The organism is Massilia sp. LXY-6 (assembly GCF_051233485.1).
Classification (GTDB): Bacteria; Pseudomonadota; Gammaproteobacteria; order Burkholderiales; family Burkholderiaceae_D; genus Telluria.
Genome location: NZ_JBKFGF010000039.1, coordinates 106839 through 120709 on the forward strand (window position 1 = coordinate 106839; position 13871 = coordinate 120709).

The following is a 13871-nucleotide window of genomic DNA, read 5'->3' on the forward strand; positions in this document are numbered from 1 at the left end:
GTGCGGCCGGCAGCACCTCGACGCCGCTATTTGCCATGCGCGCCGGCCAGCTCGTCGATGCGGCGCAGCCACTCGGCGGCCAGGCCGTCCGGCAGCCCGGCGCCGGATTCATGGCGCACCTGCTGGCCGTCGATCAGCCACAGGTCCCAGGAAACGTCGGCCGCATCGCGCGTCCGGATGGCGGCGCGTTCGGCCCAGATGCGGTTCGCCAACTCCACCAGCCTCGGTAATTCGGACTTCGGCAGCATCACGGTGTAGTGGCGGGCCTTGGGGGCGCGCCGCTTCGGCACGGCCGGGCTCGGCACAAAAGCTTTCACGAGGGTGCCGCTGTCGAGGTCGACGACCTGGTAGTCGTTGCCATAGCTGAAGAAGCCCCACGATCCGACCACGACCGCGTGACGCGGCAGCGGAATGCCGGGCTTGGGCATGGGGCAGTCGGCGCAGACCCGCTCTTTGACGGGCGCATACTTGGGAACATGCGCGGGAAGCTGCCCCGGTCCGCCGGCATGGGCAGGCGCCCAGCCGAGGCACAGAAGGAGGAATGCGGCAAAGCGAATCGGCATGGGCGGTCCTTTCACCGCCCAGTCTACGGTAAGCGCGGCGCTTAAAAGTCACGCTTTGTCACCGGAAGTAGATGGGTCAGCCTTGCCGGACCGTCGGGTAGTGGGACATGGACAGCCGCCAGCCGGCCTCATCCGACACCAGCCGGCCCTGCGCGCCGAACGGAATCGTGACCCGGCGCGGAATGTGGCCGAACTCCAGGCCGGTCACTATCGGGCACGGCAGGGTCGCGCGCAGGTAGGCCAGCATCTGCTCGAAGTCATAGCCATTGTCCGCCGGGGCCAGGCGGTAGCCGGAAAAGTCGCCCAGCACGATCGCGCGCTGGCGCGCCAGCACGCCGGCCTGCATCAGTTGCAGCAGCATGCGCTCGACCCGGTAGGGATGCTCGGCGATATCTTCCAGGAAAAGGATGCCGCCATCGACCCGCGGCAAGTACGGCGTGCCCATCAGCGACATGATCATCGCCAGGTTGCCGCCCCAGACCGTGCCGTGCACGTCCAGCGCAGGATTGCCGGCGCCCTGCCCTTGCACCGTGTGGGTCGGCCCGGCCAGGCAGCGCCAGAAATCGTCCAGCGTGAAATCGACCGGCTCCGCCGCGCAGAAGTCGCCGGCGAACATCGGCCCGGCGTAGCTGATGGCGGCGCGCCGCGCGTACAGCCCCATGTGGAAGGCCGTGATGTCGGAATAGCCGACGAAGATCTTGCCGCTGTCCGCCATACGGTCGAAATCGATGTGCGGCAGCAGCCGGGTCATGCCGTACTGGCCGCGCAGGGCGACCACGAGCTGCACGTCCGGGTCGGCGGCGGCCGCGTTCAGCTGGGCCAGGCGGTCCTCATCGGTGCCGCCGAAGCGCAGGTGGCGCTTGTCGTGTTCATAGTAGTTGTGGACCAGGATGCCCTGGGATTCGAGGCGGGCGATGCCGCGCCTTACCGCTTCCGGTTCAGGCGCATAGCCGCCCGGCGCGACCAGCGCAATGCCGAGTCGCTGCACTATTGTTGGAGTGATCACTGTTTGACGAAGAGCCGTGGTGTCGAGTCGGGCGTCATCTTACCGTGGGTATGGGCGTCGATCAAGGCAAGCAGCCTCTCCAGCAACTGGGTCGGCAAATCGTGGCCCATGCCTTCGATCACTTCGAGGCGGGCGTTCGGGATCGCCTGCGCGGTGTCGACGCCGCAGGCGAGCGGCACCATCGGGTCGGCCGCGCCGTGGATCACCAGGGTCGGGGCGGCAATGGTGCGCAGCTGCGGCGTGCGGTCGCCGCTGGCGGCCACGGCCAGGATCTGGCGCACCACTCCGCCGGGGCAGCAGTTGCGGCGCAGCGCCCGCGCCACCCGGCGGCGCAGCTGCTTTTCCGGGGTTGGATAGGTCGGGCTGGCAATCGCCTGCAGCAGGTGCACGCCGTGCTCGATCGCCGCATCGACGTCGCCCGCGGGGCGGCGCATCATCACGCGCTTGACGGCGGGCGCCGGTCCGGGCAGGCCGCGGCGGCCGCTGCTGGACATGATGGACGCCAGGCTCAGCACGCGCGTGGGGTACTTCGCGGCCATCAGCTGCGCGATCATGCCGCCCATCGAGACGCCGACCACATGGGCGCGTGCCACGCCGAGGGCGGACAGCACGCCGACCGCGTCGTCGGCCATGTCTTCCAGCGTGTACGGCGGGCGGATCGGCCAGCGCACCAGCGATTTCAGCCAGGCCAGGCCCAAGCTCGGGGTGCCGGCATGCTCGAACTTGGTGGACAGGCCGACGTCGCGATTATCGTAACGGATCACGTAAAAGCCGAGCTCGACCAGTCCTTCGACGAACTCGTCCGGCCAGGCGGTCAGCTGCAGGCCGAGGCCGGAGATCAGCAGCAAGGGCACGGCCTTGGGATCGCCCGCGGTGTCGAAAGCGATGCGGATGCCGTTGGCGTTCAGGCTAGGCATGGCGGCGACACCATCGGTATCGGCCGCGGGCCGAACGAAAGCGCAAGGAATGGCGAATGATGGGCAGATGGTCCACGCGGGTCTCCGCGCCGCTATGCAGACGGCGTGGAACCAGCATACCATTTTTGACAAATCGGGGGCGTTACGGGAGGGCTTTGCGTGCGGCGCGGCGCTCCGCGAAGAAACCCCTCAGCATGGCGCCGGCCTCATCCGCCAGCACCCCGCCGACGACCTCGGTGTGGTGATTCAATTCCTCGCGTGCAAAGAGGTCGAGCACCGAGCCGCACACCCCGGTCTTCGGGTCGGTCGCGGCGTACACCACGCGCGCCAGGCGCGCATGCATCATCGCGCCCGAGCACATGGCGCAGGGCTCCAGGGTCACGTACAGCTCGCAGCCCGGCAGGCGGTAGTTGCCGAGCTTTTCCGCGGCCGCGCGCAGGGCGTTGACCTCGGCGTGCGCGGTCGGGTCGTGGCGCCCGATCGGCTGGTTGAACCCGGCGGCGATCACCTCGCCGTCCTTGACCACCACGGCGCCGACCGGCACCTCGCCGGCGTCCCAGGCCTTGCGCGCCTCGACCAGGGCCAGCGCCATGTAGGCGGCGTCGCCGTCGCGCTCCAGGGACGCCGGCTCGGGCAAGGGCGAATCAGGCATCGGCGCGCTCATCCGTGATTTCGGCCCAGCAGTTCGGGGTTTCGTGCAACACCAGCTTCTGCAGGCGCAGGCCGGTGCCGAAACGGTCGGTGTAGGCCGCCTTCAGGATGCCCCAGGCAACCTGCGCCAGGTTCTCGACGGTCGGGATGCGGTCGATGGTGACGGTCTTGTGGCCGGGCAGGCTGTCCAGGAAGTCGCGTACCTTCTCGTCCTTCTCGTAGACCAGGAAGGCGTGGTCCCAGACGTCGACCAGGTGATCCTTGGCGAGCGCCTTGATGTCCGAGAAGTCCATGATCATGCCGTTGTCGGAATTGCCTTCCGAATCGATGACGGCGCCGGTCAGCGTGATCTCGAGGGTGTAGCGGTGGCCGTGCAGGTTGCGGCACTGGCTCTTGTGGTCGGGAATGCGATGGCCGGCATCGAATTCCAGCTTGCGGGTAATGGTCAGCATAAATAGGCCAGTCAGGCTCAGGGAATTTGGAGGAGTTTGTGGGTCTGGATGCTCAGCTTCCACTTCGGATTGCTGCGGCAGGTCTCGATCGCCAGGCGGGTGTTCCGGGCCGCCAGCGGACCGTCCATCGGCTGGACGTAGAAATTGTCGAAGTCGAGACCTTCGTAGGCGGCCAGGTCCTGGCCGAGCTGCGGGATCACGACCTTGATCTCGTTCCCCTTTCCCACGACCAGCTTCGAACCCATCTTCGGGCTGACGCAGATCCAGTCGACGCCTTCCGGCACGGGCAGGGTGCCGTTGGTCTCGATCGCGATGGTGAAGCCGCGCGCGTGCATGGCGTCGATCAGCGGCTTGTCCAGCTGCAGCAGCGGCTCGCCCCCGGTGAAGACGACATACTTGCTGGCCGCGTGGGTGGCCGGCCACAGGCCGTCGATCTCGGCGGCCAAGGCGGCCGGATCCTTGAACTTGCCGCCGCGCTCGCCATCGGTGCCGACGAAATCGGTATCGCAGAACTGGCACACGGCGCTGGCGCGGTCGCTCTCGCGTCCGGTCCACAGGTTGCAGCCGGAAAACCGGCAGAACACCGCCGGACGGCCGGCGTGCGCGCCTTCGCCCTGCAGGGTATAGAAAATCTCTTTGATGCTGTAAGTCACGGTAAAAGTCCGGTTAAGCCTCTCGTCAACCTTCCATTATACCTTGCAGGGGTGGACCTGCAGAAGACCTCCCCGTATTTACCCCGGCGCCGGCCCAGGCACATCAATGTTGACCTCTGGCAAAAACTATCCGCTCGGAAAGATGTACCTTTTCGTAGCGGAAAGTTCCTACGACCTTTAGGAGGCGGACCATGAAAACCACGATGCACCAAGCTTTGCTCGCCTTGACCGCCGCCCTGTTGCTGGCCGGACTCTGGGGCCTTGGCGCCGACACCGGCATGGCGCTGCTGCCGGGCCGCCTTGGCACGGCGGCCCTGCTGCTGCTGGGCATGGGCGTCCTGTTCCTGACGCTGTTCCGGCGCATGCGCAGCGAAGACCGTCTCGCCGGCATGGAAGCCGCCCTGTGCCGCGAACAGTCGGCGCGCAGCCAGGTTGACCAGGCGCTGGCCGAAGCCGACCTGCTGCTGGCCCGCATGGCGGCACGCGCCGTCGGCGACTGCAGCGGCGATCCGGCTGGCCAGTTGGTGATCATCCAGGCTGAGTTGACGCAAATTCAGCAGCGCTGCGGCGCCGACCCGGCGACACGCAATCGCTTCGACCTGCTGCGCTCCCGTCTGGACCGTCTCGGCAACAGCCTGCGTGGCGAGTCGCGCGCCGCCGAACCGGGATAAATCCTCGCCCGGCCGCCTGAGCGGCTTTTTTTCAGAAAATTCCTCCGCAGAAACTTTCTTGACTTAAATCAATAAGGCGCGAAGTGCTGTGCCGCACAATTGGCTCTTGTCAGCAATCAACTGATTGCCCAACGGAGAGAGCAAGGACGGCACATGACAGGCACGACAACGATCCAGCGGTTTCTGGAACCAGCCAGCGCGCACGGTGACCGTGCGTTCGCGCATCAGCTCATGGAGATGCTGGCGATCCCGGTGTTCGTGCTCGACACCAGTTGCCGCGTCATGATCTGGAACCGCGCCTGCGAACGCCTGACCGGCATGACCGCCGCCGAAGTGGTCGGCACGCGCGAGCACTGGCGCAGCTTTTACGACGAGCCGCAACCCACCCTGGCCGACCTGCTCATCCAGGAGCGCGGCGGCGAGATCCCGAGTATCCATCCGCGCCCATCATCGGGCAGATCCGCCGGCCAGCCCGGCCACCTGTCGACGGAAAGCTGGTTCGACATGCCGCGCGTGGGCCAGCGCCGCTACCTGGCGCTGGATGCCAGCCCGATCTACGACGAGCGCGGCCGGCTCACCGCCGTGATCGAGACGCTGCGCGACATGACCGACGAAAAAATGGCCCAGATCGCCCTCGAACAGCTGGCCACGCGCGACGGCCTGACCGGGTTGGCGAACCGCCGCTGCTTCGACGACACGCTGAACGCTGAATGGGCTCGCGCCCTGCGCCAGCGCCAGCCGCTGTCGCTGCTGATGGTCGACGTCGACAATTTCAAAGCGTACAACGATGCCAACGGCCATATCGGCGGCGACGAATGCCTGAAACGCATCGCCACTGCCGTGTCCAGCGAGATGCGCGCCAACGACCTGGTGGCGCGCTATGGCGGCGAGGAGTTTGCCGTGATCCTGCCGAACCAGTCGCTGAAGGGGGCGGCCAGCGTGGCCGAGCGCATTCGCACCCGGGTCGAGCAGCTGCGGGTGCCGAACCGGCTCGCGCTCGGCGAGCATGTGACCGTCTCGATCGGTGCGGCCACGGCGCTGCCGTCGCCCGACACCAGCGCCTCCGAGCTGGTGGCGACCGCCGACGCCGCCCTCTACCGCGCCAAGCACATGGGCCGCAACCGCATCAGCCTGCCGCTGTCGGAGCCGGGCTGAGCGGCCGAAACCGGCGCCGGAAAACCGTCCCTTCACTGGATTTGCGCCTCCTTCAGCCAACGCCACAAGGTCGAGCGGCTGATGCCGAGCCGCTGCGCCGCCAGCGCGCGGTTGCCATTGCACCGCGCCAGTTCCCGTGTCAGGCGCGCCTTCATGTCGCCGTCCTCGCGCCCCGGGGCGCCGTCCGTCGCCAGGAACAGCTCCGGGCAATCGTCGCGCAAGCCGTCGTAATCGATGCGGTCGGCCTCGTCGAACTGGAGTAGATGCACCGCGATCCGGTCGGCGATGTTTTCCAGTTCGCGCACATTGCCCGGCCAGGCGTAGGCCGCCAGCGCCGGCTGCAGCGGTTCGAGCGCCGCCGTCGCATCCCATTTGCAGCCGAGCCGGGCCAGCGAGCGCGCGACCAGGGTTTTCGCAAGCGGCGCGATGTCGCCGCGGCGCTCGCGCAACGCAGGCAAGGCCAGGCGCAGCGTATTGATCCGGTAGTACAAGTCCTGCCGGAAGCGGCGCGCGGCGATCATTTCCTCGAGCGGCTGGTGGGTGGCGGCGATCACCCGCACATCGACCGGAATCGCCGTCACCCCGCCGACCCGCACGATTTCACGCTCCTGCAGCACGCGCAGGAGACGCGTTTGCAGCGACAAGGGCATGTCGCCGATTTCATCGAGGAACAGGGTGCCGGTGTGGGCCGTCTCGAACAGGCCGCGCTTGCCGCCGCGCCGCGCGCCGGTGAAGGCGCCCTCTTCATGGCCGAACAGTTCGCTTTCGAGCAAGGCCTCCGGAAAGGCCGCGCAATTGAGCGCGACGAAAGGCTGCCCCGCCCGCGTGCTGGCGTTATGGATCGCCTGCGCGAACAGCTCCTTGCCGGAGCCGCTTTCGCCGGCAATCAGCACCGTCAGGTCGGTGCGGGCGAAGCGCCGCGCGGTATTCACGGCGCGCAGGAAGCTTGCGCTGTCTCCGATCAGGTCGTCAAAATTCCACCTGGCCGCAACCTGGCGCTTGCGTTGCTGGATGCGCAGGCTGGTGTCGGCCTCGGCGATCACCTGGGCGTCGTACAGGGTCAGCGCAGCACCCACCAGCTCGCCGTATTCCCGGATTGGGGTGCGGTTGGCGATCCAGTCGCGGCGCGCAAAGCGCAGTACCACCGCGCGCTCCTCGGCGCCGTGCTCCATCGTGTGCTCGAGCGATAGTTCCGGCTCGATCTCGTCAAGGCGCTTGCCCAGCAGCGGCATGTCGGGCTTGTTCAGCAACTGCTGCATACGCGGATTGATCGCGATCACCCGGTGCCGGCGGTCCACCGCCAGCACCGCATCCTGCAGGTTGCCGAGCACGCCGTTGAGCTGCTGGTAGCGGCCGGACTCGAGCCGGCTCACCCGCGCCAGTTCGATGGCGTCATCCAGCCCGCGCCGCACGCCGGCGAGCGAGTAGGCCAGCAAGCCGCGCACGCCCTGCCCTTCGGCAATTTCGACCACCACGCTGGAGCCGACGATCACATCGAAACCATCCTCCTTCAGGCGCGCGCAGCAGCGGCGCGCCTCGTCGGTGGTCTCGTAGGCGTACTGCACCACCTCGAGCTTGAGCAGGACCTTGATGTCGTCGAGTTCAGGAATCGTGCGGCCATACATGACCACCCCGACCCGGTCCGAGATGGCGCGCGCCCTGAGCAGCGCCTGCAGCAGCGAAAATCCGTCGAGCTGGATGATCGCCACCGGTGCGGCCAGGTTCTTGCGCAAAATGGCACCGTTCGCGCCGGCGCTCATGAATACGTCCACCGCACCGCTCTTGATGCGCTCGCGCGCAATCGACAGCGCCGGGTCGAACGCGGCCTCGACCACTTCGATCTCGGCCCGCTGGCTGTACTCGGCAAACACCGGGGCGGCCAGCTGGGCGACGTGGCGGTACCCGAGAAAACAAATGCGCGGGCGGACGGCGGGGACGGCGGCTTGGTCGGGCATGCGGGTCTCGTGTCAATGCGACGCTATGGCTGTCTCAGCATTGTTTCATGAAACGTGTGTCCGCCACCATAAAAATAATCTTCCCATAAAAATCAGCGACTTGGCCCAGCCGGCATGACTTGGCACATTCCATGCAAGGGTGAAGACCACAACAACGACAGAGACGACCATGGCACTCGAACACATCACTGTTTTAGATCTCACCCACATGCTGTCCGGGCCCTACGGCACCATGCTGCTGGCCGACCTGGGCGCGCGCACCATCAAGGTCGAACCGCCGGTGACCGGCGAAGGCACCCGGCGCCTGCTCGAGAAAGATCCCGATTATTCGACCGATGGCATGGGCGCCTACTACCTGACCCTGAACCGCAACAAGGAAAGCGTCTGCGTCGACCTGAAGTCGGACGCCGGCAAGGCGGTGTTCTTCGACCTGGTGCGCAAGGCCGACGTCGTGTACGACAACTTCAGCGTCGGCGTCACCGAACGGCTCGGCATCGACCATGCCGCACTGTCGCAGATCAACCCACGCATCATTACCTGCTCGGTCACCGGATTTGGCCAGACCGGTCCGGAAACCCATCGGCCGGCATTCGACCAGGTGGTGCAGGCGATGGGGGGCGGCATGTCGATTACCGGCACGCCCGACGGCGGCCCCATGCGCAGCGGCATCCCGATCGGCGACCTGGGCGGCGGCATGTTCGGCACCATGGGCGTGCTGGCCGCGCTCGCTGAACGCGAACAGAGCGGCCGTGGCCAGCATGTGGATGTGTCGATGCTCGATGCCCAGATCTCGATGCTCAACTACATGGCGACGATGCACCTGATGTCCGGCATCGTCCCGGGCGCGATCGGTAACGGCCATTTCGTGCATGTCCCCTACAACAGCTTTGCCACCAGCGACGGCCATGTGATCGTGGCCTGCATCGGGGACGCGTTTTTCGGACGCTTCGTCGAGACCATGGACCTGCCGGAGCTGCGCAAGCCCGAATACATGCAGCAGCCGGTGCGGTTCGCGGCCAAGGACCGGATCGAGGCCGTGATCAACGCGGCGATGAAGCGGGAATCGACCGCGTTCTGGCTCGACAAGCTGCGCGCTGCGCGGATTCCCTGCGGACCCGTCAACAATTTCGAGCAGGCGCTGAACGACGTCCAGGTGCAGGCACGCGACATGGTGGTCGAAGTCACGCTGGCGTCCGGAAAAAAAGTCCGCATGCCCGGCAACCCGGTCAAGCTCTCCGCCGCTGCGCCGGCCGCCTTCACCCGTCCGCCGCAGCTGGGCGAGCACACGCAGGCGGTGCTCGGCACCGTGCTCGGCTATTCCGATGCGACCATCGACCAACTCCAGCGCAGCGGCGCGATCGCCTGAACGGAGCCCGGCCATGGAACCCATCTTCATCACCGACGTCGCCCCGCGCGACGGTTTGCAGAACCAGCCAGTGCACCTGTCGACCGCGGACAAGCTCCAGCTGATCGGCCTGCTCGCCGGCGCCGGCGTGGCCAGCGTCGAGGCAAGCAGCTTCGTGTCGCCCAAGGCAGTGCCGCAAATGGCGGACGCCGCCGAACTGCTGCAGCAGCTCGCCGCCGCCCAGCCGTCCCTGCGCGCGTCGGTGCTGGTGCCGAACTTGAAGGGACTGGAACGCGCGGTGGCCGCCGGCGCCCGCGAAATCGCGGTCGTGCTGTCGATCACCGACACCATGAACCTGAAGAACATCAACATGAGCCTGGAACAGGCGACGGCCGCCAGCGCCGATACGCTGCGCCAGGCGCGCAGCCTGGGCCTGGCCACCCGCGCTTACCTGGCGGTGGCCTTCGAGTGCCCGTTCGAGGGCGTGACTCCGCTGCCGCGGCTGCGGGAACTGGCGGCGGCGATGCTGGCCGCGGGCGCCCAGGAAATCGTCGTCGCCGACACCATCGGCGCGGCGGCGCCGGCCGCCGTCCGCGAGCGTATCGACGCGCTCGCCGAAGTCGTTCCACTTGCGCAATTGGCAATCCACCTGCACGATACACGCGGTATGGCCCTTGCCAACGCCTGGGCTGCGCTCGAAGCGGGGGTGCGCCGCTTCGATGCGAGCGCCGGCGGCATCGGCGGCTGCCCGTTCGCGCCCGGCGCCGCCGGCAACCTCGCAACCGAAGACCTGGTCCTGATGGCCGAAGCCAGCGGATATTCCACCGGAATCGACCTGGACGGGCTGCTGGCCGCCGTCGAATTCGCCGAAACCAGGCTGCAACGCTCGCTCGGCGGCGGCGCCAGCCGCTGGCTGCGCCGCCAGCGCGAACGGCGCCAGGCCGCCGCGCACGCGAAAGGAGGCTGAACCACGAGCCACAGGGCAAGCTTTGTCACGACAATAACAATGGCCGGCGCTCCCGGGTGCACAAGGCCAGTAGTCAATTCTTTTAACAGGAGACAAAACAATGAAACTCGTCCGCACCTTCAAACCCGCCGCAGCCGGCCTGCTGCTCGCCCTCGCCTTCGCCAGCGCCACCGCGTCGGCGGTCAACCTCACCGTTACCCACTGGGCCGACGGCATGTACGGGGCGCCGTTCGCGGTGGCCCTGGAAAAGGGTTACTTCAAGGAAGCCGGCGTCGACGTCACCGGCTTCATTACTTCCCAGGGCGGCGGCACCACGGTGCGCAACGCCATGGCGTCTGAAATTCCCTACGGCGAAGTGGCGCTGCCGGCCGCGATCGCCGCGGTCAAGCAAGGGGTCGACCTGACCATCGTCCACGGCGGGGTGCTCAGCCTGGCGGACATCTACTGGGTGGCCAAGGCCGGCTCGCCGCTCGCGTCGATCAACGACCTGAAAGGCAAGAAGCTCGGCTACAGCAGCCCGAAATCGGTGACCGACATGGTGTCCACCATCGCGCTCAGCAAGGCCGGCATCCTGAACGACGTGCAGCGCAAGGCGGCCGGCAGTTCGGCGGCGGCCCTGACCGCACTGCGCGAAGGCGGCCTCGACGTCATCTACGCGACCGAGCCGATGTACAGCCGCGAAAAGGCCAGCCTGAAAATGGTGATCCGCTCGACCGACCTGGTGCCGAGCGCCACCCAGACCGTGGGGGTGGTCCGCACCGATTACCTGAAGAAGAATCCGGGCATCATCAAGGCGATCATCGCCGCGCGCCGCAAGGGCGTGGAGTTCATCCAGAAGAACCCGGCCGAAGCGGGCGAGATCATGGCCAAGCACTACAAGATGCCGGCCGACGTCGCCAAGGCCGCGATCAATGAGATCCTCGCCGCCAAGGGCACGTACTGGAGCACCGGCAAGCTGGACTACGAGGGGATGAACACCATGCTGGCCGGCCTGACCCTGGTGAAGGCCGTCGAGCCCGGCCCTTTCGACTGGAACAAGATCGTCGATGAGAGTCAGCTGCCGGCCGACCAGCGCAAATGAGGACCGCCCACATGATCCCGTTCCCAGCCGAGCGCACCCCGGCGGGTGCGCCCGCCAGGGCCCACGTCGCCGTCAAGGACGCCACCCGGGTATTCGCGGCGCGCGACACCGGCCGCCCTTTCCACGCGCTCGGTCCGGTCTCGTTCGAGCTGCGCGAAGGCGAATTCTTCTCGGTGGTGGGCCCGTCGGGCTGCGGTAAATCGACCCTGCTCGACCTGATCGCCGGGCTGTGCGCGCCCTCCGGCGGCAGCGTCCATTTCGAAGGCAATCCGGTGGCCGGCGAGGTGCCCGACGGGATCGCCGTGGTGTTCCAGGAAGACGCCAGTTTCCCCTGGCTCTCGGTGCACGACAACGCCGCGTTCGGCGCCCGCCGCGCCGGCCTGCCGGAAAGCGAGATCAAGGAACGGGTCGACCACGCGCTCGCCTTCATGGGCCTGGCCGGCTTCGCCACATCCTATCCGTCGCAGCTTTCGGGCGGCATGCGCCAGCGCGTGTGCATCGCGCGCGCGATGGTGATGCGGCCGCGCCTGATGCTGCTCGACGAGCCGTTCGGCGCACTCGACCAGCAAACGCGCCTGCTGATGGGCGAGGAAATGCTGAAGCTGTGGCGCGATACCGGTTCCACCGTGATGCTGATCACGCACTCGATCGACGAAGCGGTGCTGCTGTCGGATCGCATCGGCGTGATGTCTTCGCGCCCGGGCACCTTCATCGAGATCGTGGACACCGGCTGGAGCCGCGAACGCGACGCCCGGACCGCGCTCGACCCGCGCTACGGCGCGCTGCAGGCGCAGATCTGGGGCATGCTGCGCGCCGAATCGATCAAGGCGCTCGGAGCAAAGCCATGAGCACGGTCACGCTTGCCCGGCCGGCGCCGGCGCCACGCGGCGGCCTGGCCTTGGCCCTGTACCGCTACCGGGTGCCGCTGCTGCGTAGCGCCGTCGTGGCCTGCGCGGTGCTGCTGCTCGAAGCGGCCAGCCGGCTCGGCTGGATCGATCCGGTCTCGTTCATCGCGCCGTCGAGCATGGCGGCCAGCGCCTGGACCATCCTGCTGTCCGGCACCTACAAGGCCGATATCCTGCTTTCCCTGTACACGGCCGGCGGCGCGGTGCTGCTGGCGGTGGTGTTCGGCTTCCTGTTCGGCGTACTCCTGTTCAAGCTGCCAAGGCTGCGGCGCGTGCTCGACCCGCTGCTGCTGTCGTATTACGCGGTGCCGATCTTCGTGCTCTACCCGGTGCTGATCGTGCTGTTCGGGCTGAACCGCTGGCCGCTGGTGGCGCTGGGCTTCCTGTTCGCGGTGGTGGCGATGGCGATCAACACGCTGAACGGGCTGGAGCGCGTGCCCAAGGTGATGCTGCGTACCGCGCGCATGCTGCGCATGGGCCGCGCCGACGAAGTGCGCCTGATCACGTTGCCGGCCAGCCTGCCCTTCGTGTTCACCGGGATCAAGCTGGCGATCGTGTATTCGTTCATCGCCGTGATCGGCGGCGAATTCGTGCTCTCCGGGGCCGGGTTCGGCTACCAGATCGCCTACGCCTACAACAATTTCGACAACCCGACCATGTACGGACTGATGCTGCTCCTGCTGCTGTTCGTCGGCTCCATCAACCTGCTGCTGCACAGCGCCGAACAGCGCCTGTACCAGCGCCGCGTGCTCAAGGAGCTGGCATGACTTCCCAAACCCGGCTGCAAACGAAGATGCACATGGCGGCGGGCGCACCGCGCTGGACCGACGGCCTGCTGCTGGTGGCCGTCCTGCTGGCCTGCTGGCAGGTCGCGAGCTGGGCCCTTGGCGCGGCCGTGCTGGCCGATCCGCTGCGCACGCTGCAGCAGATCGTGAGGGAAGCGAGCGACCCGGAATTCGGTGGCCACCTGCTCGAGACCGCCAAGGCCTTCGGCACCGCCCTGTGCATTTCGCTGGTCGGCGGCACCGTGCTCGGCGTGCTGCTCGGCTCGCGCCGGCTGGCCGGCGACGTGTTCGAGCCGCTCCTGATCGCGCTCTATTCGATCCCGAAAATCGCTCTCTACCCGATCGTGCTGCTGGTATTCGGCCTCGGCATCTCGGCCAAGACCGCGTTCGGTGCGCTGCACGGCATCATCCCGGTGACGATCTTCACCATGACCGCGGTGCGCAACATCCGTCCGGTGTACATGCGTTCGATCCGGACCCATCGCCTGAGCGCGGTGCAAGGCGCGCTGCATGTGCTGATCCCGGCCGCCATTCCGGAAATCGTGGCCGGGCTGCGCATCGGCTTTTCGCTGACCCTGCTCGGCACCCTGCTGGGCGAAATGTTCGCATCGCAGCGCGGCATCGGCCATTTGCTGATGCGCGCCATCGAGCGTAACGACGCGCCCACCATCATGGCGCTGGCCGTGATGCTCTTCCTTTTCGCCACCAGTGTGAGCCTGTGCCTGCTGCGCTGGGACCGCCACCTGCGCCGCGGCGCCTGAACCA

At 67.1% G+C, this 13871-nt stretch carries 15 protein-coding genes; 8 read left to right on the forward strand and 7 right to left on the reverse strand.

Translation table 11 applies throughout. The features are described 5' to 3' along the window. Nucleotides 1–26: 26 nt before the first annotated feature. From ACI48D_RS17420 to queE, 6 genes are all read right to left on the reverse strand, one after another. Complete coding sequence (locus ACI48D_RS17420) at nt 27–563, reverse strand: hypothetical protein (protein WP_435572504.1); 537 nt, start codon at nt 561–563, stop codon at nt 27–29. A 76-nt stretch (nt 564–639) separates the two neighbouring features. Further along, nucleotides 640–1551, reverse strand: coding sequence for a muramoyltetrapeptide carboxypeptidase (gene ldcA, locus ACI48D_RS17425; protein WP_435572505.1), 912 nt, complete (start codon nt 1549–1551; stop codon nt 640–642). 14 nt (nt 1552–1565) lie between these two features. After that, nucleotides 1566–2486, reverse strand: coding sequence for an alpha/beta fold hydrolase (locus ACI48D_RS17430; protein WP_435572506.1), 921 nt, complete (start codon nt 2484–2486; stop codon nt 1566–1568). 142 nt (nt 2487–2628) lie between these two features. Beyond that, on the reverse strand, nt 2629–3138 hold the full coding sequence (tadA, locus tag ACI48D_RS17435) for a tRNA adenosine(34) deaminase TadA (RefSeq protein ID WP_435572507.1): 510 nt from the start codon (nt 3136–3138) through the stop codon (nt 2629–2631). Then, a complete protein-coding gene (gene queD, locus ACI48D_RS17440) occupies nt 3131–3589 on the reverse strand; it encodes a 6-carboxytetrahydropterin synthase QueD (RefSeq protein WP_435572508.1) in 459 nt (152 codons plus the stop codon). The genes tadA and queD overlap by 8 nt, the downstream gene beginning before the upstream one ends. 17 nt (nt 3590–3606) lie before the next feature. Continuing rightward, a complete protein-coding gene (gene queE / locus ACI48D_RS17445; protein WP_435572509.1) occupies nt 3607–4242 on the reverse strand; it encodes a 7-carboxy-7-deazaguanine synthase in 636 nt (211 codons plus the stop codon). Nucleotides 4243–4433: 191 nt separating this feature from the next. On the opposite strand from queE, the gene ACI48D_RS17450 reads away from it, so the two are divergent. Next, on the forward strand, nt 4434–4913 hold the full coding sequence (locus ACI48D_RS17450) for a hypothetical protein (RefSeq protein WP_435572510.1): 480 nt from the start codon (nt 4434–4436) through the stop codon (nt 4911–4913). Between the two features lie 153 nt (nt 4914–5066). Further along, nucleotides 5067–6068 (forward strand): diguanylate cyclase, encoded by a 1002-nt coding sequence (locus ACI48D_RS17455; RefSeq protein WP_435572511.1) that lies wholly within the window; start codon nt 5067–5069, stop codon nt 6066–6068. 32 nt (nt 6069–6100) lie between these two features. Here the strand turns inward: ACI48D_RS17455 and prpR are convergent, their stop codons facing one another. Further along, complete coding sequence (prpR, locus tag ACI48D_RS17460; RefSeq protein ID WP_435572512.1) at nt 6101–8023, reverse strand: propionate catabolism operon regulatory protein PrpR; 1923 nt, start codon at nt 8021–8023, stop codon at nt 6101–6103. A 169-nt stretch (nt 8024–8192) separates the two neighbouring features. On the opposite strand from prpR, the gene ACI48D_RS17465 reads away from it, so the two are divergent. The 6 genes from ACI48D_RS17465 to ACI48D_RS17490 all read left to right on the forward strand — a co-directional run bounded on the left by ACI48D_RS17465 (nt 8193) and on the right by ACI48D_RS17490 (nt 13867). Further along, the gene (locus ACI48D_RS17465) at nt 8193–9389 is read left to right on the forward strand and encodes a CaiB/BaiF CoA transferase family protein (protein WP_435572513.1); all 1197 of its coding nucleotides are present in this window, start codon (nt 8193–8195) and stop codon (nt 9387–9389) included. Between the two features lie 13 nt (nt 9390–9402). Then, a complete protein-coding gene (locus tag ACI48D_RS17470; protein WP_435572514.1) occupies nt 9403–10335 on the forward strand; it encodes a hydroxymethylglutaryl-CoA lyase in 933 nt (310 codons plus the stop codon). A gap of 100 nt (nt 10336–10435) precedes the next feature. After that, on the forward strand, nt 10436–11416 hold the full coding sequence (locus ACI48D_RS17475) for an ABC transporter substrate-binding protein (protein ID WP_435572515.1): 981 nt from the start codon (nt 10436–10438) through the stop codon (nt 11414–11416). An 11-nt stretch (nt 11417–11427) separates the two neighbouring features. Further along, nucleotides 11428–12264 (forward strand): ABC transporter ATP-binding protein, encoded by an 837-nt coding sequence (locus tag ACI48D_RS17480; RefSeq protein ID WP_435572516.1) that lies wholly within the window; start codon nt 11428–11430, stop codon nt 12262–12264. Further along, nucleotides 12261–13088 carry an ABC transporter permease gene (locus ACI48D_RS17485; RefSeq protein ID WP_435572517.1) on the forward strand — a complete coding sequence of 276 codons (828 nt, stop codon included), beginning with the start codon at nt 12261–12263 and terminating at the stop codon, nt 13086–13088. The genes ACI48D_RS17480 and ACI48D_RS17485 overlap by 4 nt, the downstream gene beginning before the upstream one ends. Next, entirely contained in the window at nt 13085–13867 is a 783-nt protein-coding gene (locus ACI48D_RS17490; RefSeq protein WP_435572518.1) for an ABC transporter permease, read from the forward strand. Before ACI48D_RS17485 ends, ACI48D_RS17490 begins: the two co-directional genes overlap by 4 nt. The last annotated feature ends 4 nt before the right edge of the window (nt 13868–13871 follow it).

What these genes read in the sequence shown, in the direction of transcription:
- ACI48D_RS17480 (WP_435572516.1), top strand. Translation starts at nt 11,428, where the DNA reads ATGATCCCGTTCCCAGCCGAGCGCACCCCGGCGGGTGCGCCCGCCAGG.
- ACI48D_RS17450 (WP_435572510.1), top strand. Translation starts at nt 4,434, where the DNA reads ATGAAAACCACGATGCACCAAGCTTTGCTCGCCTTGACCGCCGCCCTG.
- ACI48D_RS17490 (WP_435572518.1), top strand. Translation starts at nt 13,085, where the DNA reads ATGACTTCCCAAACCCGGCTGCAAACGAAGATGCACATGGCGGCGGGC.
- ACI48D_RS17485 (WP_435572517.1), top strand. Translation starts at nt 12,261, where the DNA reads ATGAGCACGGTCACGCTTGCCCGGCCGGCGCCGGCGCCACGCGGCGGC.
- ACI48D_RS17420 (WP_435572504.1), bottom strand. Translation starts at nt 563, where the DNA reads ATGCCGATTCGCTTTGCCGCATTCCTCCTTCTGTGCCTCGGCTGGGCG.
- ACI48D_RS17475 (WP_435572515.1), top strand. Translation starts at nt 10,436, where the DNA reads ATGAAACTCGTCCGCACCTTCAAACCCGCCGCAGCCGGCCTGCTGCTC.
- tadA (WP_435572507.1), bottom strand. Translation starts at nt 3,138, where the DNA reads ATGCCTGATTCGCCCTTGCCCGAGCCGGCGTCCCTGGAGCGCGACGGC.
- ACI48D_RS17470 (WP_435572514.1), top strand. Translation starts at nt 9,403, where the DNA reads ATGGAACCCATCTTCATCACCGACGTCGCCCCGCGCGACGGTTTGCAG.
- ACI48D_RS17465 (WP_435572513.1), top strand. Translation starts at nt 8,193, where the DNA reads ATGGCACTCGAACACATCACTGTTTTAGATCTCACCCACATGCTGTCC.
- queD (WP_435572508.1), bottom strand. Translation starts at nt 3,589, where the DNA reads ATGCTGACCATTACCCGCAAGCTGGAATTCGATGCCGGCCATCGCATT.
- ACI48D_RS17430 (WP_435572506.1), bottom strand. Translation starts at nt 2,486, where the DNA reads ATGCCTAGCCTGAACGCCAACGGCATCCGCATCGCTTTCGACACCGCG.
- ACI48D_RS17455 (WP_435572511.1), top strand. Translation starts at nt 5,067, where the DNA reads ATGACAGGCACGACAACGATCCAGCGGTTTCTGGAACCAGCCAGCGCG.
- prpR (WP_435572512.1), bottom strand. Translation starts at nt 8,023, where the DNA reads ATGCCCGACCAAGCCGCCGTCCCCGCCGTCCGCCCGCGCATTTGTTTT.